This window comes from Pseudomonas sp. N-1-13, assembly GCF_057787095.1.
In genome coordinates this window covers 2,259,364-2,282,321 of record NZ_JBYNRI010000001.1, presented here as the reverse complement: position 1 = coordinate 2,282,321, position 22,958 = coordinate 2,259,364, and the positions used below count along the sequence as shown (strand labels likewise).

The following is a 22,958-nucleotide window of genomic DNA, read 5'->3' as shown; positions in this document are numbered from 1 at the left end:
TGATCACCCACATTTCTCGTTGTTATGCCTGCATTAAACGCCACTACGGAGCCATTATCCATGGTCCATTAGTCGCGTTCTTGCGGGGGGTCAACGGAAGTAGACGAACAGGCGCAGACAAAAGCAAAAGATCGCAGCTTCCCGAAGAAAGCTGCGATCTTTTCTGAAACGCGGATCAGGCCTGACGCTGGTGCTTGTCGATCTGCTCGTGACGTTCCTGCGCTTCGATGCAGTACTTGGTGGTCGGGCTGATCAGCAGGCGCTTGAGGCCGATCGGCTCGCCGCTGTCATCACACCAGCCGAAGCTGTCGTCGTTGATACGGTCCAGGGCCTGCTCCAGCTGAGGCAGCATGCGCTGGTCGCGATCGATGGCGTTGACCAGCCAGGTCCGCTCTTCTTCTACGGAAGCAGCGTCCGCCGGGTCAGCCGGGGTATCCAGGCTCTCAATGGCGATTCGGTTCTGTTCGATGCGCTCGTGGGTTTCCACTTTCATGTTCTGCAACAGCTTGGTGAAGAAAGCCAGCTGCTCGGCATTCATGTAGTCATCCGCCGGCATGGCCAGCAACTTTTCCTTTGTCATTGATTTCTCTATAAAAAAACGTGCATTAAGGCGAATTATGAAGCGTCCCGCAGCGCGCTGCCACGCTCATCGGGAAGGCGCCGTCTATTCCAAGCGCCACCCGGCACTCAATTTACGAGGGGCGGCAGTCTAAGGCCGAGTCGAAGCCTCAGCAACTGAAAACATAGGGAAAATGTCCGACAACCCTTCTAAATGTTCTCTGACAAGCTTTTGGCAGTCATCGGAGTGCGTTTATAACAAGAAATTCGATTCAATAGCTGTATCAAGAAGACAAATGGCAACGCCACGCGGGTCAGGCGTGGCGCTTTGTCGCAGCGTAAGGACCTTCAGCGTTTGAGTTTGCGCTTGTTGCGGTACTGGTCGATGACCACCGCCACCACAATGATCAAGCCCTTGATGATGTCCTGAATGTAGGCATCCACGCCGACGAACGTGAAGCCACTGGCCATGACCCCGAGGATCAGCGCGCCGATCACCGTTCCGGTGATGCGCCCCACCCCACCGGCCAGGCTAGTGCCGCCGATCACGGCCGCCGCAATCGCGTCCAGCTCATAGGACATGCCCATGCCGGCCTGCCCGGTGGCGGCCCGCGCCGAGGCCACCACCCCGGCCAGCCCCGCCAGCAGCCCGGCGATGCTGTAGACGATCACCAGATGGCGTTTGACGTTGATGCCCGAGGTGCGTGCCGCCTGCATGTTGCCGCCGATGGCGTAGGTGTACTTACCGTACTTGGTGTAGCGCAGGGCAATATGGAAGATCACCGCCACCACCAGGAAAATGATCACCGGCATGGCGCCATGGCCGATGGCGGTATAGGAATCGGACAACATGCTCACCGGCTGGCCTTCGGTGTAGTAACGCGCCAGACCGCGGGCCGAGACCATCATGCCGAGGGTGGCAATAAAGGGCGGGATACCCGTGATGGCGATGATGCTGCCGTTGATCGCTCCGGCCAACAGCCCAACGCCCAACCCCGCCACCACCGGTATCCACACCGGTAAGTCAGTCAGGGAGGGAAACACCGCCCGGGTGAAATCCGAGGTTTGGGCCAGGCTGGCGGCGATCATGGCCGACAACGCCAGCACCGAGCCGGACGACAGGTCGATACCGGTGGTGATGATCACCTGGGTCACACCGATGGCCAGCAGACCGATGATCGACACTTGCAGGATCATCAGCACCAGGCGCTGGGAGTTCATCAGGAAACTCTGGTCGCGCATGATCCAGCCAAACACTTCGAACACCAGGCCGATGCCGATCAGCACCAGGAAGATACTCAGTTCCGTCGGCAGCCGCCGACGCGTCCTGGCCGGTGCGGCCGCGGGTTTGTTTTCCAGTATCGCGTTCATAGCATTCACCTTTTTCTCTGTGGCGAGCTTGCGCCCTCTATTATCAGGACAGGCCAGAAGCCAACTGCATCACCCGCTCCTGGGTCGCCTCGCTACGGTCCAGCGTGCCCATCAGGTCTCCTTCATGCATCACCATCACCCGGTCGCTCATGCCCAGTACTTCCGGCAGCTCCGAAGAAATCATGATCACCGCCATGCCTTCGCTGGCGAGGTAGGAAATGAGCCGGTAGATCTCGGCCTTGGCGCCAACGTCGATGCCACGGGTCGGCTCGTCGAGGATCAGGATGCGTGGGTTGGTCATCAGCCATCGGGCCAGCAGGGCCTTCTGTTGGTTGCCGCCGGACAAGGTGTCGATGCACTGTTCCAGGGACGGAGTCTTGACCCGCAACTTCTTGCACATGTCTTCGCACAACGCGCGCAAGGCTTTCTGCTGGATGAAGCCGTTGCCGACGTAATGGGGCAACACGGCCATTTCCATGTTTTCCAGCACCGACAGGCACGGGAACAGGCCACTGAGCTTGCGATCCTCGGTCAACAGCGCGAACCCCTTCTCGATGGCCATGTGCGGGTCGCTGATGCGCACCGGTTGCCCGTCGAGCAGGATCTCGCCGCCTGTGCTGGGCGTCACGCCGAAGATCGCCTCGGCCACGTTGGTCCGGCCCGAGCCCATCAGCCCGGCAATGCCCAGGATTTCTCCGGCATGCAAGTCGAAGGACACATTCTTGAAAATGCCCTCCAGGCTCAAATCACGCACCGACAGCACCAGATCGCCGATGGGTTTGTCCCGTTCCGGGAACAACTGGCTCAGTTCGCGCCCGACCATCATTGATATCAGGCTGTCGCCGTCCATGCTGTCGGCCCGTTGCAGGCCGATGTAGGCGCCGTCGCGAAACACCGCCACTTCATCGGCGATGGCGAACACTTCGTTCATTTTATGGGTGATGTAGATGATGCCCTTACCCTGAGACTTGAGGTCGGCGATGATCGAAAACAGATGGGCGACCTCCGTCTCGGTGATGGCCGAGGTCGGCTCGTCCATGATCAGAATGTCAGAGTCGTAGGACACCGCCTTGGCGATCTCGACCATCTGCCGCTCGGCAATGCTCAGGTTGCCCACCTGCTCTTCAGGATCGAGGTTGATACGCAGGCGCTCCAGCAACTTGGCGGTGCAGCGGTGCATTTCCCCGTGATCGACCATATGCAAGCCGTTGAGCTGCTCGCGGCCGATCCAGATGTTTTCAGCGATGCTCATGTGGGGCATCAAGTTCAGTTCCTGGTGGATCATCGCGATGCCGGCCTGCAGGGCTGCCAGAGGTGTGTCGAACTTCACCGGCTTGCCCCGCAGGCGCAGTTCACCGGCGTCCGGCTGGTAGATGCCGGCCACGATTTTCATCAGGGTGGATTTGCCCGCACCGTTCTCGCCCATCAAAGCCAGCACGGAACCGGGGCGCACCCGCAATTGCACATCCGACAGGGCCACCACACCGGGAAAGCCTTTGCTGACGTTGACGACTTCCAGCAGATACGGTTCATCAGGCATTACGTCCGGCCGGAAAGTCATCGCCGGGGCGCTCGAAGCAGTCGCTGAAGCGAACATGATCAGGTACTCCCTCGGCAAGGTCAGTGGGCGACCTCGCCTGTTTATTGTTGTGGTAGCAGTACGTTAAACGTCACTTGAACTGATCGACGTTTTCCGGCGTGATCAGGCGATACGGCACCCATACGGCCTGCTCGACCGGCTGTTTCTTGACCATTTTCACCGCCGTGTCGATCGAACCGTCGGCCTGGCCCTTGGCGTCCTGGAATACCGAGACCGCCATCTCGCCTTTCTTCACGGCGTTCAGGCCGTCCGGCGTGCCATCGACCCCGGCGATCAGTACGCTGCCTTTCTCCTTGCCGGCACCCTTGAGTGCCATGGCCGCGCCGATGGCCATTTCGTCATTGTTGGAGACCACGGCATTGAACTCACGGCCCTGAGTCAGCCAGTCGTTCACCAGTGTCATGCCTTTATCCCGCGACCAGATACCGGTCTGCTCTTGTTCGATCTTGATGTCGGGGTACTTGGCCAGCACTTCCTTGACACCCTTGGTGCGGTTGGTGGTGGAGTTGTTCGCCAGGTCACCCAGCAGAATCACGATGTTGCCCTTGCCCGACATTTTGTCGGCCAGGTATTGCATCTGCATCCGGCCGGCTTCCAGATCGTCGGACGCCACGGTCACCACGCCTGCGGGCAGTTTCAGGTCGTCGGGACGGCGATTGACGTACACCAACGGGATCCCGGCGGCGACCGCGGCCTTGGTAATGCGCTGGGTGGCGGCAGTGTCCACCGGGTTGACGATGATTGCGTCGACCTTCTGGCTGATAAAGCTTTCCACCTGGCTCAGTTGCTTGACCACATCACTGCGTGCATCTTCGAACTGCAAGGTGACGCCATCCGGCAGGGACTTGGCTTTGCTGTCCATCGACTCACGCAGGTACGTCAGCCAGGTGTCATCGAACTGGGACATGCTGACGCCGATCTTCAGGTCCGCCAGGGCGACGCCGCTGGTGAGCATCAACGACAGGGCCAGCGAGGCGATACGGGTCTTGGTCTTCATGAACGGTCTTTCTCCACTTTTTTGTTGGTTTTATGGATAAGGCGTGATGGATCTCAGGAACGGGGCAAACGCACGATGGGCGCACCGGGCATGCAACACACCACGGTGCCGTTGCGCTGAATGCACAGGGATTCGAACAGGGGAAGGATTGCGCACAGGCGCAGCGAGCTTGGCAGGTGAAACGCAGAACGGCTGAAGGTTTTCATCGACGGTACCTGGCTGTGTTTCTTGTTTTTGTTTTGTCCGTCATTTGCTCAAGGCTGACTTGGCAAAAGACGAACAGGGGTGTCGGTAACCTGGAATCGACTTTATTGGAAAATATTTTCCATATCAACTCATTTTAGAATTTTATTCGTTTTTTATTCCATGGCCGATAGACGTGGCCAAAACCACCACTTCGCCCTGCTCGGCGCTCAGCCTTGCAGCGTCGAGGATGCGAGTGGTCGCCAGGGCATCACGAGCCTCCACCGGCAAAGGACCAACGCCTTGCAACGCGGTTTGCAGGCGCTGGTAGAACGCCATCCAGCAGCCGCGCTCCGACGCCACACGCTCGCGCTCGCTGCCTTGCTCGAACCAGCCCCAGCGCCGATGTTCTTCGCTCCCCCAGCGCTCACCCTCGGTCGCCGGGCTCAACCCGGCCAGCGCCTGGGCCTCCTGGCCGTCCAGGCCCTCGACGGTGTAGCAGCCTCCGGTGCCGCTGACCCGAAAGCGCGGGCGCGGTGCGTTTTGCAGGCAACTGCCGCTCAGGTGGGAAAGCACGCCGCTGGCATGGGTCAGGGAGATAAAAAAACCGTTGTCGAACACCTGCCCGGGTTGCCGGTAATCCAGCTCGGCGTAAACCCTGGTCACCGGGCCGAACAGTTGCAGCGCCTGGTCCACCAGATGGCTACCCAGGTCCCGCAGAAACCCGCCGCCGCTGCCTTTGCCGACCGATGTTGGCGAATAACGCTCGAAGCTGGACTCAAAGCGAATGACCTGCCCCAGCGCACCGGACTCCAGCAGTTTGCGCAAAGTCAGGTAGTCCGAATCCCAGCGGCGGTTCTGATACACGGTCAGCGGCACGTTGCGCTGCTCGGCGGCCAGCACCATCGCCTCGGCCTGTGCGGCATCAAGGGCGAAAGGTTTGTCGCTGACCACTGCAATACCCAGTTCAATGGCCTGCATGACCACGGCCGGGCGACCGTCCAGCGGCGTGGACACCACCACCGCATCGACGCCTGCGGCCACCAACTGTTCGAGGGTATCGAAGGCTTGGGCGTGCGGGTGCTCGTTCGCCAGTTGCTGGCGCCGCTCGGCGGACCGCGTTACCACGCCGACAAACGTAGCCCCGGGCAGACTGCTGATCAGCGGTGCATGGAAAAACCGTCCGCCCTTGCCGTAGCCCACTAGTCCGATTCGCATGAAGATTCCTTGAAAGTCGTTGAATAAACACATCCCTGTGGGAGCGAGCCTGCTCGCGATGGCAGTGTATCCGCCACATTAATGCCAACAGATCCGCCGCCATCGCGAGCAGGCTCGCTCCCACAATTGACCGAGTACCTTCAGGGAAACGCGGTCGACTGTGGGAGCGGGCTCCCACAGGAGATTGTGGTTAGCCGTAGAAACGCGGGCGTTCGGGCAGTTCGACCTTGACGATCTGCCCGCTCTGCTGCGCTTCAACACAGGCATCGGCCGCCACTGCCGCGGCGAACCCGTCCCAGGCCGACGGCCCGCCCACCTGTCCGGCGCGCACGCCGTCGATGAAAGCCTGCAATTCGACGTCGTAGGCCGCGATGAAACGATCCTTCCAATCCATCAGGATCGCATTGGACAGCTTGGCGCCACTGCGCAGTTGCACCTGGGACGGCTCTGGGAGTTTGGCGATGCCCGTCTCCCCCACCACTTCGCACTGGATGTCGTAGCCATACTGGCAATTGACGAAAACCTCCACATCGATGCGCGTGCCCTTGGCGGTTTCCAGTAACACGATCTGCGGATCGCGCAGGTGCGCCAGCGCCTTGCTGGTCTTGCGCGGGAATACCACCTGTACCGAAACGTAGTCATCGGCCAGCAGCCAGCGCAGCACATCCAGCTCATGGATCAGTGTGTCGGTGATCGCCATGTCGGTCTTGTAATTCTCCCCCACACTCGGATTGCGATGCGCGCAGTGCAGCATCAGCGGTTCGCCGATCTGACCGCTGTCGATCACCGCCTTGAGCGCTCGATAGCCTTCATCGTAAGGGCGCATGAAACCGACCTGAACCAGCCGCTTGCCATGGGCGACTTCGGCTTCGACGATCTTGCGACAGCCTTCGGCCGTGACCGCCAGGGGCTTTTCACAGAACACCGGTTTACCCGCCGCGATTGCCGCCAGCACGAACTCTTCGTGGCTCGGCCCCCAGGAAGTGACCAGGACCGCCTCCACGTCCGGCGCACTGATCAAGGCATGCCCGTCGGGATACACCTCGGCGGTCAGTTTCAAGTCGGCCAGCACCTTCGCCGCCTGGGCGAGGTTGATGTCGGTCACCGCCACCACCTGGCTGTTGAGCAAGGTCTGGCTGCAACGACGGATATGGTCCTGGCCGATGGCCCCGGTGCCGATGACGCCCAGCTTCAAAGACATGAAAAACTCCTTTCGTAGGGTTGGGGCTGTTAATACTGGCGAGCCTCGGCCAGTCGTTCATTGAGGGTTTTGGCGGCCGCATCGGTGCGCGCGCTGGTGGAGACTTGCGCCACGCCGACCCGCCACCAGGACAGGTAGCTGTGGATCATGGTCTTGGGCAAGACCTTGATATCGATGAGCGTCGAGACCGTTTGCAGCCGCGCATCGGCCAGGGCTGCGTGGAGTTCGTCGAGGGTCTTGACCTTGTAGGTCTTGCAGCCGTAGGCCGCCGCGCTCATGGCGAAGTCCACCGGCACGAAGCCGCCATCGAGCTTGCTGGTGTCCGGGTTGCGGAAGCGGAACTCGGTGCCGAAGCTGTCCATGCCGTTGCCCATCTGTAAATTGTTGATGCAACCGAACGTCATGTTGTCCAGCAGCACCACATTGATCTTGCGACGCTCCTGGATCGAGGTCGCCAGCTCCGAATGCAGCATCATGTAGGAGCCATCACCCACCAGGGCATAGACCTCTTTGTCGGGCTCGGCCAGCTTCACGCCCAGCGCCGCGTTTACCTCATAGCCCATGCACGAATAGCCGTATTCGACGTGATAGGTGTTGACCCCCTTGCTGCGCCAGCTGCGCTGCAAGTCGCCGGGCAGGCTGCCGGCGGCGGCAACGATGATCGCCTCATCGGCCAGGGTTTGGTTGAGGGTGCCCAGCACGCGGCTCTGGGTCAGGCAGGAACCGGTGAGTTCGATGAATTCACGAAACACCGCCGGGTCCAGGTGATCGTTGATCTCTGGGACGAAGTCCTGGGTCTGGAACTCAGCCTGATAGATCCGGTCCACTTCGGCATCCAGTTCGGCTTTGGCATCGGCGATCTGCCCGCCCCATTCGGCACGATAGTCACCCATCGCGGCGGACAAAGCCTGCAGGCCTGAGCGCGCGTCGGCCAGCAGTTGCACACCGTCAAGCTTCAAGGCATCGCAAGGGCTGATGTTGAGGTTGAGAAACTGCACATCCGGATGCTGGAACAGCCATTTGGACCCGGTGGTGAAATCGCTGTAGCGGGTGCCGATACCAATGATCAGGTCCGCTTCCTTGGCCAGCAGGTTCGCCGCCAGGCAACCGGTTTCACCGACGCCTCCGACGTTCAGTGGATGACTGGACACCACCGCACTCTTGCCGGCCTGGGTCTCGGCAAAGGGGATTTCGAAGCACTCGGCAAAAGCCTGCAACGCTGCGTTGGCCCCGGCGTATTTCACCCCGCCGCCGCAGATGATCAGCGGCTTGCGCTTGCCCTTGAGCAGCGCCTGGGCATCGCCGAGCATGGCTTCGGTGGCCGGGCGACGGTCGATGCGGTGAACGCGCTTTTGCAGAAAGTAATCGGGGTAATCGTAGGCTTCTGCCTGCACGTCCTGGGGCAACGCCAGGGTCACCGCGCCGGTTTCGGCCGGGTCGGTGAGCACGCGCATGGCGTGGATCGCGGCGCTCATCAGTTGCTCGGGGCGGTTGATGCGATCCCAGTATTTGCTCACGGCCTTGAACGCATCGTTGGTGCTGATGCTCAGGTCATGGAACTGTTCGATCTGCTGCAGCACCGGGTCCGGTTGGCGGCTGGCGTAGACATCACCAGGCAACAGCAGCAACGGGATACGATTGGCCGTCGCGGTGGCGGCGGCGGTCAGCATGTTCGCTGCGCCGGGGCCGACCGACGAAGTACAGGCGTAGATTTTGCGGCGCAGATGCTGCTTGGCGAAACCGATGGCAGCGTGGGCCATGCCCTGCTCGTTGCGCCCCTGATGGACCACCAGGTCACCGCTGTCCTGCTCCAGCGCCTGCCCCAGGCCCAGCACATTGCCGTGGCCAAAAATCGTAAAGACCCCGGCGACGAATTTGCTCTGGACGCCATCGACCTCGACGTACTGGTTATCGAGGAATTTCACCAGGGCCTGGGCCATGGTCAGTCGTGTTGTGGTCATGCTTGCACCTTGTCTGGAATGCAAATTTGGCGGCTGGCTCAGTCCACTGTGGGAGCGAGCTTGCTCGCGATAACAGTATTTCAGGCGACTTATCTGTTGAATGTGCTGCCGCCATCGCGAGCAAGCTCGCTCCCACAGGGGTTCTTCATCATATTGATGACGGTGTCAGGCCTGGGGATTGCGCAGGTGATTCATGCTCGCCCCCAACGCCTGGCGAATGTCGGCCAGTTCATGAATGCTCTGGGCAAAGGGTTCGAAGGACAGGTAGCCCTCGTAACCACCGGCCCGCAACGCCTCGATCTGCGCGGCATTGCCGAGAATGTCGGCCTCGCCCACCAGCACGCGGTGGCCGTCGCGGATGGTCGTCAAGGGTGCCTGGGCATCCTCGACACCGGAGATGTGCACCAGCCCGGTCAGCTCGGGGAAAAATTCCTGCTCACCGGCCAGGTGATGATGAAAGGTGTCATGCACCAGACGGAACACATCCAGCCCGCCAATGGCCTTGATCGCTTCCACTGCCGTGCGCTTGCGTCGCAGCGAACACTCTTCAAACCCCAACGGCTCGATGAAACCGTAGATGCCGAAAGCCCGCAGGATCGGCGCCAGCTCACTGAGGGCTGTACGCAGCCCCGCGGCGCGTTCGGCCTCGCCGCGCGGGTCGTCGCGCTCGTTGAGCGGGCACATCACCAGCCCCTCGGCGCCGCATTCGCGAGCATAGTCGGCCAGCCGCACGGCTTGGGCACGGCGCTCCTCGTTCCATACGTCGAAGGGATACAACGCGTTGATCGACAACACCTTGATGCCCCGCTCCTCGCACAACTCACGCACCTGTGTCGGTGGCATGCCGTTTTCGATCTCGACGCCCTTCAGATCGTTGCGGATCTCGATGGCATCGGTTTTCAGCGCCAGCGCCAGGTCGATGAAATCAGGCAGTGACAGGCGCGGAGCAACCATTCGGTTCAAGGCAAAACGCAGGGGCTTGTTCATTGTTGTTATCCCTCCGGCATTCATAAACGGTTATTGGGCAGTCGGCATGCTGAACTCGGGGCCCTTGGCGATGCTGTCGGGCCAGCGCTGCATCACGCTTTTGTAGCGGCTGTAGAAGCGCAAACCTTCTTCACCGTAGGCATGGTGATCGCCAAACAGCGAGCGCTTCCAGCCGCCAAAGGAATGCCAGGCCATGGGCACCGGAATCGGCACGTTGATGCCCACCATGCCGACCTTGATGCTGCGGGCAAACGCCCGGGCAATGCCGCCGTCACGGGTGAAGCAGGACACGCCGTTGCCGAACTCGTGAGCATTGATCAAGGCCACGGCGCTGGCGAAATCCGCCACGCGAACGATGCCCAGCACCGGGCCGAAGATCTCTTGCTGGTAGATGCTCATCTGGGCGGTGACCTGGTCGAACAGCGTCGCCCCGACAAAGAACCCCTGCTCGGCCCCCGGCACCTTGAAACCACGGCCGTCGACGATCAGGCGCGCGCCTTCGGCGACCCCGGCGTCGATGAAGCCTTCGACCTTGGCCTTGTGCTCGGCGGTCACCAGCGGCCCCATGTCGGTGCCGGGTTGCTGGCCGTTGCCGATCTTCAACTGATCGATGCGCGGCAACAGTTTGGCAATCAATTCATCGCCCACGTCCCCCACCGCCACGGCAATGGAAATCGCCATGCAGCGTTCACCGGCCGAGCCGTAGGCCGCGCCGATCAATGCGTCCGCCGCCTGGTCGAGGTCGGCGTCGGGCATGACGATCATGTGATTTTTCGCCCCGCCAAGCGCCTGCACGCGCTTGCCGTTCGCCGTGCCCTGCTGGTGGATGTACTCGGCAATCGGCGTGGAGCCGACGAAAGAAATCGCCTCGATGTGCGGGTGCTGCAACAGCGCATCTACCGCCACTTTGTCGCCCTGGACCACGTTGAACACACCGTCCGGCAACCCGGCCTCCGTCAACAGCCGAGCCATCAGCAAACTGGCGGACGGGTCACGCTCCGAAGGCTTGAGGATGAAACAGTTACCGGCGACCAGTGCCAGGGGAATCATCCACAGCGGCACCATCACCGGAAAATTGAACGGCGTGACTCCGGCACACACACCCAAGGGCTGGCGCAGGTTCCAGTTGTCGATGCCGCCGCCGATGTTGTCACTGAAATCGGTCTTGAGCAGGTTCGGCGCACCGCAGGCGTACTCGACGATCTCGATGCCGCGGGTGACTTCGCCATGGGCGTCGGACAGCACCTTGCCGTGCTCGCGACTGATGATCTGCGCCAGTTCGTCGTGATGGCGGTCGAGCAATTCCTTGAACTTGAACATCACCCGCGAACGGCGCAATGACGATTGCTCGGACCAGCCCGGGAATGCCGCCAGCGCCGAGGTCACCGCGGCCTCGACGGTGCCCGGTTCGGCCAGCGCCACCCGGGCCTGTATCGCGCCGGTGGCCGGGTTGAAGACGTTGCTGAACCGCACCGTGTCGCTGTCCTGCACTCGACCGTTGATGTAATGGCCTACTACCGGGGCATCGCTCATTGTTCTTGTTCTCCGTGCAAAGGGTGGAAATCAGAGATCAAGCAGCCAACTGTGCTGCGGATCGTTATGGAACTGCCAGACCCGCTTCGGGCCGGCCATGACGTTCAGGTAATACGACTCGTACCCGTAGGGCACGCTGACCGGGTGGTAACCCTTGGGCACCACCACCAGGTCGCTGTTTTCCACGGCCATGGCCTGGTCGATGCTGCGGTCGTCGGTATAGACCCGCTGGAACACGAAGCCCTGGGACGGGTTGACCTGGTGGTAATAGGTTTCTTCCAGGAAGCTCTGGTGCGGCAGGTCGTCGGTGTCGTGCTTGTGGGGTGGGTAGCTCGACGAATGCCCCGACGGCGTGCGCACTTCCACCACCAGCAGCGAGTGGGCCGGCTCACTGTCGGGCAGGATGTCACAGACATAGCGGGTGTTGGCGCCCTTGCCGCGCACGCTGCGCTTCATGCTGTCCGGGCGGATCAGCCGTGGACCGTAACTGTTTTGCGCAGAACCCGGCGCAGCACACACGGCAATCTGTACATCGCTCAGGGCGGTGACCTGGGCCTGGCTGCCGGGGGGCAGGTACGCGGCGTAGGGCGATTTATCCTCGAACACCGACTGGCGATCACCGAGGTTGTCCCAATCGAAGGCACCCTGCCCCGGTGCTTCACCCTTGAGACTGATGCGCCCGCTGAGCAAGACCAGGCACAGTTCCTTGTCGGCGGCAGCCACCGGGAGCTTTTCACCAAGGCTCAAGCGGTAGGCGGCAAACCCGACATACTCCAGTTCGCCGGCGGGTAGCTGGACCATGGTCTGGCCGCTTGGCTGGCTTTTGATCAACAGGCTCATGACGCAGTCCTCTCTTGCAGCAAGGCGCGCAGGGTGTCGTAGCCTTTCTTGGCGTAGGCATAACTCGGTGCCACGGCCGGATCCTGTTCGGCTTCGACCACCAGCCAGCCGTGATAGTCGGCGGCCAGCAGCACGTCCAGCAACGCGGCAAAGTCGATGTCACCATCACCCGGTACGGTGAAGGTGCCGTTGACGATGCAGTCGGGGAAACTCCAGAGGTTGTTGCGCGCCAGTTGCACCACAGGCTTGCGCACGTCCTTGAAATGCACATGGCAAATGCGCTCGATGTGCTTGCGTAACACCTGCAAGGGTTCGCCGCCGCCCATGTAACAGTGGCCCGAGTCAAACAGCAGGCCAACCTCACTGCCGGTCAGGGCCATCAGTTTGTCGATGTCCGAAGGCGATTCGACATAGGCGCCCATATGATGGTGATACGCCAGGCGCACACCCCGGGACAGGGTGAAGCGCGCCAGTTCGGTGAGTTTTTCGGCATAGTCTTGCCAGGCTTCGTCCGTGTGAAAACGCGGTCGCTCGATCAGTGGGATGCGCTGGCCTTGAATGGAATCGGCCACCTCGCCGTACACCAGCACCGTCGCACCGTTTTGCGCCAGCAATTCGACATGGCTGGCGATGGCATCGATTTCTTCGGCCGCCGAGCGCCGGGCCAGACGGCTGGAATACCAGCCGGAGACCAGCGCCAGGTCATAGGGCCGCAGCACATCGCCAACGCCCTTGGCATCCTTGGGAAATTTGCCGTTGAGCTCGAAACCTTCGTAACCGATTTCCTTGCCTTCGCTCAGCGCCGTACTCAACGGCGTCTCGCCACCCAACGATGGCAGATCGTCGTTGCTCCAGGAAATCGGGTTGATGCCAATTCGAATAGCGGGCATGGCTGCACCTTTTATTGTTTTTACCTAACCATTGAAGGCGGCGATGAACCCTGTGGGAGCGAGCCTGCTCGCGATAGCGGTGTGTCAGGCGACTTAATGTTGACTATCAGTCGGCTATCGCGAGCAGGCTCGCTCCCACAGGATCAGTGTTCACAGCTTTTAACTTCGCGCAGCACGCCACGCCTCAATCAACTCCACAAACCTACCCTGCACCTGCCGGATCAACGTTTCATCGTCGATTTCCCCGGCCAGCCAGGCACGACTCGGTTCCTGGAAGATTGTCCGTCCGACGGCAAATCCACGGCAGGTTGTGCTCTGGCTGGCCTGGCGGAAACCCTCGGCCAGCACGGCGGCCGGGGCGTTGAGGCCCAGCAGTACCACACCTCGGCAATAGGGATCACGCTGTTGAATCAGCTCATCAAGTTGCTTCCATTCGTCGGCCGTCTGGGCTTCGATTTTCCACCAGGCCGGAAAGATGCCCAGGTTGTAGAGGCGTTTGAGGGCGCGATACAGCACGTCCGGGTGCGGCGACGGATGATCCTTGGGTGGAATGACTTCCAGCAGCAGTTCATGGCCGCTGACCTGGGACGCCTGATACAGCGCCATGAGTTGCGCCTCCTGTTCCAGGCGCAGCAGCGGTTCGTCGTCGGGGTGAAATTGCACCAGGCACTTGATGATCTGTTCCTGTGGCCAGGCGATCAGGTTGCTGCCGATAGAGCGCCCATGTTCGAACGCCAGCGGCCGTGAACCCTGCACCTCCACTGGCCGGGCAACCCACCAGTCACGTCCAGTGGCGGCGTTCAGCGAGTCCTGGCCGAAACGTTGGTCGGCCAGCAGACCGACATCGGCCTCGATGCCCTGACGTTTCAGGTCGGCTTCGACCCGTTCCACGGCCTGGATGAACAGTTGCTTGAGTTCGCTGATAGCGCCCAGCTCACGCCCGCCTTTATGGGCCAGTTCCACCAGTTGCCAGCGATGATCGAAGGCAAAGATGAACAGTTGCTTCCACTGTTTGCGCGGCACGCTGACCTGATGCAGACGTTGCAATGCCGCGTCTCGATCCGGCCGGGTAATCGGCACCGGGCTATTGAACAGGTAGTCGAGTTCAGCCCGGGTCGGCATCGCTGGGGCACAGGCATGGCGCGACACCACCAGGCCACCGCAGGCATTGGCCAACTGGCAGCAGCGTTCATCGCTGGCGTCCTCCAGCCAACCGGCGAGAAAGCCCGACATGAACGCATCACCTGCACCTAATACATTCAGGACCTCGACCCGTACACCAGGATAAATCGCGCCGTCTTCAAGCCGGGCCGGGATGGCGCCATGAATCACCGTGCAACCTTGCGGGCCGAGCTTGACCACCAAGGTCGCCGCCGTCAGCGAGCGCACGGTACGCAACGCGCTCAGCAGATCTTCGCTGCCGCCGGCGATCAGGAATTCTTCTTCGGTGCCGACGATCAGGTCGAAACGCGGCAGGATGCTTTGCACATGCTGGCTGACTTTCTGGTCGGCGACGAAGCGGGTTTCCCCATCGGCCTTGCCCGCCAGGCCCCAGAGCACCGGACGATAGTCGATGTCCAACACGCGTTTGACGTTGTGTTTCTCGGCGTAATCCAACGCCTGGGTGCTGGCCTTGTAGACACTTTCGGTAGAGAAATGCGTGCCTGTGATCAGCAGCGCCTTGCTGGAGGCAATGAACGTTTCATTGATGTCCACGGCGCGCAGCGCCATGTCGGCGCAGTTTTCCCGGTAGAACACCAGGGGAAAGGTTTCCCGGTCCTTGATACCCAGCAGGACCATGGCCGTCAGGCGTTCAGGGTCGACCTTGATGCCGCTGACGTCGCAGCCTTCGCGGGCCAGGGACTCCACCAGGAAACGGCCCATATGATCGTCCCCTACCCGGCTCAGCATCGCCGACCTGAGCCCTAACCGCGCGGTGCCGAAGGCGATGTTGGCCGACGAGCCACCCAGGTATTTGGCGAAGCTTGCGACATCTTCCAGGCGCGCTCCGACTTGCTGCGCGTAGAGGTCGACGCCCAGGCGTCCCAGGCAGATCACATCCAATTGACGCCCACTGGCAAAACGAGTCTGGCCCATGCTGGCTCCTGTTATTTTTATCAGCCCGCGCTTGCCACCGAAACCGGCGCCAACGCTCTTGGTGGATGCAGACTAAAACGAGCAGCGGCCAATAATCAATAATTATTCTATAAATTTTTTACGTGGAATATTTTTTCCAATACGCTATCACTGAAGCGCGCCAGACGCGGTGCATCGTTTCAGCAGGTGTCGCAACGTTGTCTGCTCATGATTTTCCCCGCGCCTACGCTGTAGACTGCGATCAGCCAACCTATTGTCGAGGGCCGGCCCTTTTCCCGGGCCGCCCTATAAGAACAAGCCAGAAGGATTTTCTATGACCCGCCCCGATCTGCCGGCGCCGTCCGAGAGCGCGTCCGAACCCGCCCTTTCAAGCCCACCGATCAATGCCGAGCGCCTGCTGCAACTGATTACCGACGAGTATGAAAGCCTGCCGCGACAGCTCAAACGCATCGCCAGCTACATGAGCCAGCAAAGCGACCGGATCATGGTCGATCGCATCAGCGACATTGCGCGCGAATGCGAAGTGCATCCGTCGGCCATCGTGCGGTTTTCCCAGCGTTTCGGCTTCAGCGGGTTCAGCGAAATGCAGGCCTTGTTTCGCGAGGCCTATACCCACAAGACCACGCCGGTGCAGAACTACCAGCAGCGCATCCGCAGCATGATCGCCAACAAGTCGCAGAAAGCCAGCGGCGGCGACCTGGCGCGCGAATGCGTCAACGCCACCCTCTCGGGCATCGAGCGTCTGGGCCTGGAGCTGGACGATCAAGCCTTCGACAAAGCCGTAGACCTGGTGGTCAACGCCGACAACATCTATGTGGTCGGCGTGCGACGCTCGTTCGCGGTGGCCGATTACCTGGTCTATAACCTGCAACACACCAACAAGCGCATCCATCTGGTGTCCGGCCTGGGGGGCAGTTATCGCGAGCAAATGCGCAGCGTGCGGGCCAACGACCTGGTGATCGCGATCAGCTTTACGCCCTACGGCAAGGAAACCCAGCACTGCCTGCGCATTGCCCAGCATCATCAGGCCAAGACGCTGATCATCACCGACAGCAACCTGTCGCCCCTGGCCAAACGGGCCAATGCGGTACTGTTGGTGAACGAAGGCAGCTCTTTCGCCTTCCGCTCGTTGAGTGCCACGTTGTGCCTGTGCCAGGCGTTGTTCATCGCCGTGGCTTACCGACTGGAACTCAAGGTCGATGAAATCCATGAACAGGTCGGGTTCGAGGATTAACCCCGCAAGATTCTTCTGAAGGAGACGTCATGAAACTGATCGGCATGCTGGACTCGCCCTACGTGCGACGCGTCGCCATTTCCGCCAAGTGCCTGGGGGTTGCCCTGGAACACGAGTCCGTTTCGGTGTTCAGGCATTTCGAACAGTTCCAGCGCATCAACCCGGTGGTCAAGGCACCGACCCTGGTGCTCAACGATGGCAACGTGCTGATGGATTCCACATTGATCATCGACTACCTCGAAGCCTTGGCCGCGCCGGGCAAAAGCCTGATGCCGGTCGACAGTGGGCAACGGCTGCGCGCATTGCGCGTGATTGGCCTGGCCCTGGCGGCGTGCGAGAAGTCAGTGCAGATCTACTACGAACGCAACCTTCGGCCGACAGAAATCCAACACGCCCCCTGGGTCGAACGCGTGGAAGGCCAACTGGCGGCGGCCTATGACATGCTCGAACAGGAACTGGTGAAACAGCCCCTGGCCACCGATGGCACCCTCGATCAGGCGGGCATCACCGTGGCAGTGGCCTGGAGCTTCACCAACCTGGTGGTGCCGGATCAGGTGCAGGGAAAGTCATTTCCATCGATCAGCGCGTTTACCGCCTATGCCGAAGGGTTGGAGGCGTTCGCCAGCACGCCGATGGTATAGCGGACGAGCGCGGCTTGTGTGGGAGCGGGCTTGCTCGCGAAGACGGTGGCAGACTCAACATCATCGTCTCAGATAGACGCTATCGCGAGCAGGCTCGCTCCCACAGTTGGTTCCTGAGTGACCATCGGATGAGGCCCCCCCAGATCTATGTGGGAGCGAGCCTGCTCGCGATAGCGGTGGGTCAATCAACATCAATGGCACTGATCCGACGCCATCGCGAGCAGGCTCGCTCCCACAGCTTGGAGCCGGGGGACTGCAAAATTTGTGTTCGGCACAAAGAGTTGCTTCAAGTCAGCTCCATTTCCTTTGGCTTTACCACCGGCGCCACCTCGAAGCGATCCGCCAGGAACGGCGTGATGTCCAGCGGCAAGGGCTCGTTGTTCACCAGTTTGTCCAGCAGCACACCAGTGATGGCCGAGGTCAGGATGCCGGTGCGAAAGTGCCCACAGGCATTTAGGTACCCCTCCACGCCGCGCATCGGGCCCAGGATGGGCAACTCATCAGGTGAGCCGGGGCGCAAACCGGCCCAGGTGCGTTTCAGGTTGATGTCGGCCAACTGCGGTATGCAGCGCATCGCGCCCTGCACCAGCCCCTCGATTTCCGGGTAGGTGGTGGTCACGTCGAAACCCTTGTCCTCGGTGGTACTGCCGATGAGGATTTCGCCGTTGTCCTTTTGCGCGACATAGCAGTCGCTGGTGGTCAGGCACCCGTTGAGGATCTTCGGCATGCGTTCGGTCAGCAGGATTTGCCCCTTGACCGGCTTGACCGGGATTCGCACACCGGTGGCCTGCTCGCTCAGGTCCGCCGCCCACGCACCGGCGGCATTGATCAACGTCCGACACATGAACGTCCCGGCTTCGGCGGTTCTCACCCCCGTCACCCGCGCCCCGTCTCGAAGCACCTGCGCCACGTTGGTGTTGAAGAACATATCGACGCCGTTCTGCCGGGCACCCTCGGTGTAGGCATCGGCCAGCCGGAACGGGCTGACCTGATGGTCGCACAGAAACTCCAGCGCGCCCCGGGCCTCATGGCTGACATTCGGCTCGGCCTCGCGCAGGGCGGCCTGGTCGAGCCAGCGTACCTGATCGGCCAGGTGGGGAATGCAGGCGACGATGTGCTCGGCATACAAACGGTCTTCATCGTCGTAGATCACGAACTTGAGCCCGGTCTCCTCGAACTTGAAGTCCATGCCGTGGTTGTCCATCAGCTCGCGGTGCAGTCGGGGATACATCGCGTTGGACTGCAAGGCGAAATCGAAGAACGACTGGGGCAGGATGTGCGGCGTGCTGGCATCAACCGCCACGGCGGCACCCTGGGCCTGGCGCTTGCGGTTGGCCGACATCATCCGAAAGAAAATCACCCCGCAGCCCAGGCCCACGGATTCACCGATGGCCCACAGGCCGCCGGCCGAAGCGCGGGTGGCGTTGCCGGGGCGCTTGGCGTCGATCAAGGCGATCTTCAGATGCTTGCGTTTGGACAGTTGATAGGCACAGGACGCACCGATCACGCCCCCGCCGACGATAACGACATCATAGTGCTTGAGGTCTGGATGCTCAGTCATGCCGGAGGGCCTCCGTGCCGACGTTCTGAAAGGCTGAAAAGGGAATCGGGTCGATGGGGAAACGCGGCCGCAGCCAGCCAACGTCGGCACGCCCGGTGGCCTGGCGCAGGCGATCACTGCAATAGCCCACGCACATCCGTCCCTGACAGTCACCCATGCTCACGCGGGTGCGCATTTTCAGGCTGGCCATGTCTTGCACGCCCTGCTCCAGGGCGCGGTCGATGTCGGCGCGGGTCGCGTGTTCGCAGCGACAAATGACCGTATCGGCGGTCGGCAACGCGGTTTGTCCGGCACCGCGTTGCGTGTAGCGGTCCACGGCGGCGCGAAAGCGAATGATCCGGTCCAGTTGCGCTCGATACCGGTCGCGGTACTCCAGGGCAGTGGACGAATCCAGCAGGTCGGCCTGCATCAGGATCGACAGTGCGGCGATGCGCCCGCTCAACATGGCGGCTTCACCACCGCGAATCCCGCCCACGTCGCCGGCCAGGTGAATGTGCGCCTCGCTGCTTTGTTGCCAGGCATCGGACACCGCCCGCAAATAACCGTCATCGCTGAAGCCATGCTCCAGGCCCATCTGCTGGCTCAATTGGGTGCGCGGGATGAAACCATAGCCGACCGCCAGCGTCTGGGCCGGGACCTGTTCGGCTCGTTCGAGGTCGGGCTCCCAGGTACTGGAATACGGTGCAACGGTGACGATGTCCAGCTCGCCCTCGCCGTTGGCCTGAACCACTCCCCAGCCATAACGCACGGGGATGCGATGCAGTTTGAGATAAGCCAGCATGCTCAGGCCGTCGAGGAACAATTGTGGTTTGTTCAGCAATGCCAGGCTTTCTCTGGCGATCTTGCCGAAGGCACAAGCCTCATAGACGCCCGCCACGGCCACGCCCGAAGCGTGAAGTTGACAGGCCACCAGCGGCAGCAACGGGCCCGTACCGGCGATCACCACTGGCCCCGGCGGTTTGACCGCTCCGCTCTTGATCTGCAATTGCAGGCCACCGAGCAGCATCACCCCCGGCAGTGTCCAGCCAGGGAACGGCACGCTGCGCTCATGACAACCGGCCGCCAGCACCAGGTGGGAATAGCTGACCTCGCGCAGTTGTTCATCGGCGTTCAGCAGCATCAGCGCCTTGAACCCTTCGGCGCCGATGACGCGGTGGTTGAGTCGCACATCGATCAGCCCGGCGTAGCGCTGGAACTCACCGTGGAGTTTGTTCAGGGCTTCGCTGTAGCGCGGCCCGAGGTAATCCAGGCTCACCCCGTCGCGCAGCGGCCCGCGGTAGACCACGCCACCCAGGCGCGGCGCTTCTTCGAGCAGGGTGCAACGCACCCCGTGGGTGGCCAGCTCGATGGCCGCGGCCATACCCGCCGGCCCGCCGCCGACAATCACCGGATGGAGGTTCATGGTGCCTCCCTTTCGGCGATGCGATTGGCCCGGGTTTCGATTTGCATGCCGGGACGCACTTGGGTCTGGCAGGCGCGGCGCTTGTGGCGGCCGTCGATCTTGACCAGGCAACATTGGCACACGCCCATGCCACAGTATGCGCCACTGAGTTGGTCGTGATCGTTGCGTGCTACCTGGCGCTGGCCCAGGGCCTGAATGACGCTGAGGACGGTTTCACCTTGGGCCGCGCTGACGGACTGCCCATCAAGGTGCACCGTCATGTCGGCTTGCCGCAGCGGCTGGATATCAAATTTTCGGCGTAGAAGGTCTTGAGGTTGCATCATGTTGCTCTTCCTTGAAGGTTCAGTGAGGTCTCGGCTCCTTGCGGCACACCATCACCGGTTCGTGTCAGTGCCCATCAGCGACAGCGCGCCAAAGCAGGGCAACGGACGCAGCATGATGGTGCGCACTAAATTTATGTTAGGGATTATTTGTGACCAAGTGTTGATCCAGGCCAGTGAATACCGCTGTCGGCGTCCATGAACATTTTTTCAGAAAGCCGACAGCTATTTTTTGGCAGAATGCTGCGCAATGGCTTCAATTTCTCACCCGGTACCGCCCATGAACCGCATTTTGACCATCGAAGACGACGCCGTGACCGCCCGTGAAATCGTCGCCGAACTAACCCGCAATGGCCTGGATGTCGACTGGGTCGACAACGGCCGCGAGGGCCTGGAACGGGCGGTGAGCGGCGATTACGACCTGATCACCCTGGACCGCATGCTGCCCGAACTCGACGGGCTGGTGATCGTGACGACCTTGCGCACCATGGGCGTGGCCACGCCCATCCTAATGATCAGCGCCCTCTCCGATGTGGACGAGCGGGTACGCGGCCTGCGGGCCGGTGGCGACGATTATCTGACCAAGCCGTTCGCCACCGACGAGATGGCCGCCCGGGTCGAAGTCCTGCTACGACGCAACAACGGTGCCCGCGAGCCGGAAACCGCACTGCGGGTGGCCGACCTGGAACTCAACCTGATCAGCCGCGAAGCCAGCCGCAACGGGCAACTGCTCAGCCTGCTGCCCACCGAATACAAGCTGCTGGAGTTCCTGATGCGCAACAGCGGCCAGATCCTCTCGCGCATGATGATTTTCGAAGAGGTCTGGGGCTATCACTTCGATCCCGGCACCAACCTGATCGACGTCCATATCGGCCGCCTGCGCAAGAAAATCGACCCGCCGGGCCTGGAACCGCTGATTCGCACGGTACGAGGTTCCGGCTATGTCATTGCTGAACCCCGCTAAGGGCTGGCGCTCCTCCAGCAGTCGCCTGCTGGCGCTGTACAGTTCGCTGTTCGTGCTCTGGAGCGCGGTCCTGATGGGGGTGATGTATTACGAAGTGTTCGGTTACCTCGACAGCCTTGCCAAGCACTCCCTGATGCAGCGTCAGCACCTGTTCGCACGTATCCATGGCGATCAGTTGGAAGATGCTCTCATGGCCAGCCTGACCCTGGATGAACGCGGCGTCGACGCCTACGGCCTGTTCGATCCGCAATTGCGCCACTTGAGCGGACCGATCCGGCACGTCCCCCCCGATCTGCCCCTGGACGGCAATATTCATATGCTCGGCGGCTGCGTCGATTCCAGGGATCCAGGTATTCCTTCCGACAGTTGCGACGCGGTGGCGACCCGGACCCAGGACGGCCGCTGGTTGGTCCTGGCGCGGGACAACGGCTCGCTGTTCGCTGTCACGCGCATCATTCTGCACGCGTTGTTCTGGGGCGTGTCCCTGACCATTTTGCCGGGCATTGCCGGCTGGCATCTGTTGCGTCGGCGACCGTTGCAACGCATCCGCAAACTGCAGGCCAGTGCCGAGGCCATCGTGGCCGGTGACCTGACCCATCGCCTGCCGCTGTCGAGCCGTCGCGATGAGCTGGACATGCTGGCGGCAATCGTCAACGCCATGCTCGATCGTATCGAACGCTTGATGAACGAGGTCAAGGGCGTGTGCGACAACATCGCCCATGACCTGCGCACCCCGCTGACTCGCCTGCGCGCCCAGCTTTATCGCATCCAGCAGCAAGCCCCGGACGGCTCGTCCGAGGCGTTGCAGATGGATCAGGTGATTGCCGAGACTGACACCCTGATGGCGAGGTTTCGGGGCTTGTTGCGGATTTCCGAGCTGGAAGACCAGCAACGACGCTCAGGGTTCGTGCGCCTCGATCCGTTGCAGTTGTTGCAGGAACTGCACGATTTTTATCTGCCGCTGGCCGAGGAGCGGGAACTGACCTTCACCCTCCAAGTACCCGATGCCCTGCCCTTGCTCAACGGCGACCGGGCATTGCTGTTCGAGGCGGTGTCCAACCTGCTGAGCAACTCGATCAAATTCACCCCGCCGGGCGGTGAGGTGATCCTGCGTGGCGTTGATCAGGGCGACAGCAGCCGCATCGAAGTACTCGACTCCGGGCCCGGAATCCCCGAGGCGGAGCGCAAGGCTGTGTTTCGCCGCTTCTACCGCGCCGAGGGTAGCAGCCAGCAGAGCGGCTTTGGCCTGGGACTGTCGATCGTCGCGGCGATTGTCAACTTGCACGGGTTCACGCTGGAAGTGGGCAGCAGCGAGCAAGGCGGCGCTCGGCTGGCACTCGATTGCCGGGCGACGCTGCTGTAGGTAGCGGCTACCAAGTTCAGCGGAAATGTTCAGCGGA

The 22,958-nt window shown here is 61.4% G+C and carries 20 protein-coding genes; 4 read left to right on the top strand and 16 right to left on the bottom strand.

Annotated elements, in window-relative coordinates; all coding sequences use genetic code 11:
- Positions 1-175: 175 nt before the first annotated feature.
- The 13 genes from AC3I65_RS10440 to AC3I65_RS10380 all read right to left on the bottom strand — a co-directional run bounded on the left by AC3I65_RS10440 (position 176) and on the right by AC3I65_RS10380 (position 15,436).
- Complete coding sequence (locus tag AC3I65_RS10440) at positions 176-580, bottom strand: TraR/DksA family transcriptional regulator (protein ID WP_003202859.1); 405 nt, start codon at positions 578-580, stop codon at positions 176-178.
- Positions 581-906: 326 nt separating this feature from the next.
- A complete protein-coding gene (locus AC3I65_RS10435) occupies positions 907-1,929 on the bottom strand; it encodes an ABC transporter permease (RefSeq protein ID WP_047230207.1) in 1,023 nt (340 codons plus the stop codon).
- 43 nt (positions 1,930-1,972) lie between these two features.
- The gene (locus AC3I65_RS10430) at positions 1,973-3,526 is read right to left on the bottom strand and encodes a sugar ABC transporter ATP-binding protein (RefSeq protein ID WP_047230206.1); all 1,554 of its coding nucleotides are present in this window, start codon (positions 3,524-3,526) and stop codon (positions 1,973-1,975) included.
- A 73-nt stretch (positions 3,527-3,599) separates the two neighbouring features.
- Positions 3,600-4,526 (bottom strand): sugar ABC transporter substrate-binding protein, encoded by a 927-nt coding sequence (locus AC3I65_RS10425; RefSeq protein ID WP_076385258.1) that lies wholly within the window; start codon positions 4,524-4,526, stop codon positions 3,600-3,602.
- A gap of 53 nt (positions 4,527-4,579) precedes the next feature.
- A complete protein-coding gene (locus AC3I65_RS10420) occupies positions 4,580-4,732 on the bottom strand; it encodes a hypothetical protein (RefSeq protein WP_171061383.1) in 153 nt (50 codons plus the stop codon).
- Positions 4,733-4,874: 142 nt separating this feature from the next.
- Complete coding sequence (locus AC3I65_RS10415) at positions 4,875-5,927, bottom strand: Gfo/Idh/MocA family protein (protein ID WP_488523698.1); 1,053 nt, start codon at positions 5,925-5,927, stop codon at positions 4,875-4,877.
- Between the two features lie 190 nt (positions 5,928-6,117).
- Complete coding sequence (iolG, locus tag AC3I65_RS10410) at positions 6,118-7,128, bottom strand: bifunctional inositol 2-dehydrogenase/D-chiro-inositol 1-dehydrogenase (protein ID WP_305468209.1); 1,011 nt, start codon at positions 7,126-7,128, stop codon at positions 6,118-6,120.
- Between the two features lie 29 nt (positions 7,129-7,157).
- Positions 7,158-9,089: a 3D-(3,5/4)-trihydroxycyclohexane-1,2-dione acylhydrolase (decyclizing) gene (gene iolD, locus AC3I65_RS10405; protein WP_488523697.1), complete on the bottom strand. Its 1,932-nt coding sequence runs from the start codon at positions 9,087-9,089 to the stop codon at positions 7,158-7,160.
- Positions 9,090-9,254: 165 nt separating this feature from the next.
- Positions 9,255-10,076: a TIM barrel protein gene (locus AC3I65_RS10400; RefSeq protein ID WP_488523696.1), complete on the bottom strand. Its 822-nt coding sequence runs from the start codon at positions 10,074-10,076 to the stop codon at positions 9,255-9,257.
- Between the two features lie 30 nt (positions 10,077-10,106).
- Complete coding sequence (locus AC3I65_RS10395) at positions 10,107-11,609, bottom strand: CoA-acylating methylmalonate-semialdehyde dehydrogenase (protein ID WP_047230200.1); 1,503 nt, start codon at positions 11,607-11,609, stop codon at positions 10,107-10,109.
- Between the two features lie 30 nt (positions 11,610-11,639).
- Positions 11,640-12,449: a 5-deoxy-glucuronate isomerase gene (gene iolB, locus AC3I65_RS10390; RefSeq protein WP_139050520.1), complete on the bottom strand. Its 810-nt coding sequence runs from the start codon at positions 12,447-12,449 to the stop codon at positions 11,640-11,642.
- Positions 12,446-13,339, bottom strand: coding sequence for a myo-inosose-2 dehydratase (gene iolE, locus AC3I65_RS10385; RefSeq protein ID WP_047230198.1), 894 nt, complete (start codon positions 13,337-13,339; stop codon positions 12,446-12,448). Before iolE ends, iolB begins: the two co-directional genes overlap by 4 nt.
- Before the next feature lie 159 nt (positions 13,340-13,498).
- A complete protein-coding gene (locus tag AC3I65_RS10380; protein ID WP_488523695.1) occupies positions 13,499-15,436 on the bottom strand; it encodes a bifunctional 5-dehydro-2-deoxygluconokinase/5-dehydro-2-deoxyphosphogluconate aldolase in 1,938 nt (645 codons plus the stop codon).
- Positions 15,437-15,749: 313 nt separating this feature from the next.
- On the opposite strand from AC3I65_RS10380, the gene AC3I65_RS10375 reads away from it, so the two are divergent.
- Positions 15,750-16,670, top strand: coding sequence for a MurR/RpiR family transcriptional regulator (locus tag AC3I65_RS10375; RefSeq protein ID WP_047230196.1), 921 nt, complete (start codon positions 15,750-15,752; stop codon positions 16,668-16,670).
- Between the two features lie 29 nt (positions 16,671-16,699).
- Positions 16,700-17,311, top strand: a complete 612-nt coding sequence (locus tag AC3I65_RS10370) for a glutathione S-transferase (protein WP_047230195.1) — start codon at positions 16,700-16,702, stop codon at positions 17,309-17,311.
- 286 nt (positions 17,312-17,597) lie between these two features.
- Here the strand turns inward: AC3I65_RS10370 and hcnC are convergent, their stop codons facing one another.
- From hcnC to hcnA, 3 genes are read right to left on the bottom strand one after another with little or no spacing between them, the layout of a single operon-like run.
- Positions 17,598-18,872: a cyanide-forming glycine dehydrogenase subunit HcnC gene (gene hcnC / locus AC3I65_RS10365; RefSeq protein WP_488523694.1), complete on the bottom strand. Its 1,275-nt coding sequence runs from the start codon at positions 18,870-18,872 to the stop codon at positions 17,598-17,600.
- Positions 18,865-20,274 (bottom strand): cyanide-forming glycine dehydrogenase subunit HcnB, encoded by a 1,410-nt coding sequence (hcnB, locus tag AC3I65_RS10360; protein ID WP_488523693.1) that lies wholly within the window; start codon positions 20,272-20,274, stop codon positions 18,865-18,867. Before hcnB ends, hcnC begins: the two co-directional genes overlap by 8 nt.
- Positions 20,271-20,594 (bottom strand): cyanide-forming glycine dehydrogenase subunit HcnA, encoded by a 324-nt coding sequence (gene hcnA, locus AC3I65_RS10355; protein ID WP_047230214.1) that lies wholly within the window; start codon positions 20,592-20,594, stop codon positions 20,271-20,273. The genes hcnB and hcnA overlap by 4 nt, the downstream gene beginning before the upstream one ends.
- A gap of 280 nt (positions 20,595-20,874) precedes the next feature.
- Between hcnA and AC3I65_RS10350 the strand changes: the two genes are divergently transcribed.
- Both AC3I65_RS10350 and AC3I65_RS10345 read left to right on the top strand, forming a co-directional pair.
- Positions 20,875-21,558, top strand: a complete 684-nt coding sequence (locus AC3I65_RS10350; protein ID WP_047230191.1) for a response regulator transcription factor — start codon at positions 20,875-20,877, stop codon at positions 21,556-21,558.
- Positions 21,536-22,921 (top strand): sensor histidine kinase, encoded by a 1,386-nt coding sequence (locus AC3I65_RS10345; RefSeq protein ID WP_274091073.1) that lies wholly within the window; start codon positions 21,536-21,538, stop codon positions 22,919-22,921. The genes AC3I65_RS10350 and AC3I65_RS10345 overlap by 23 nt, the downstream gene beginning before the upstream one ends.
- Positions 22,922-22,958 lie beyond the last annotated feature (37 nt).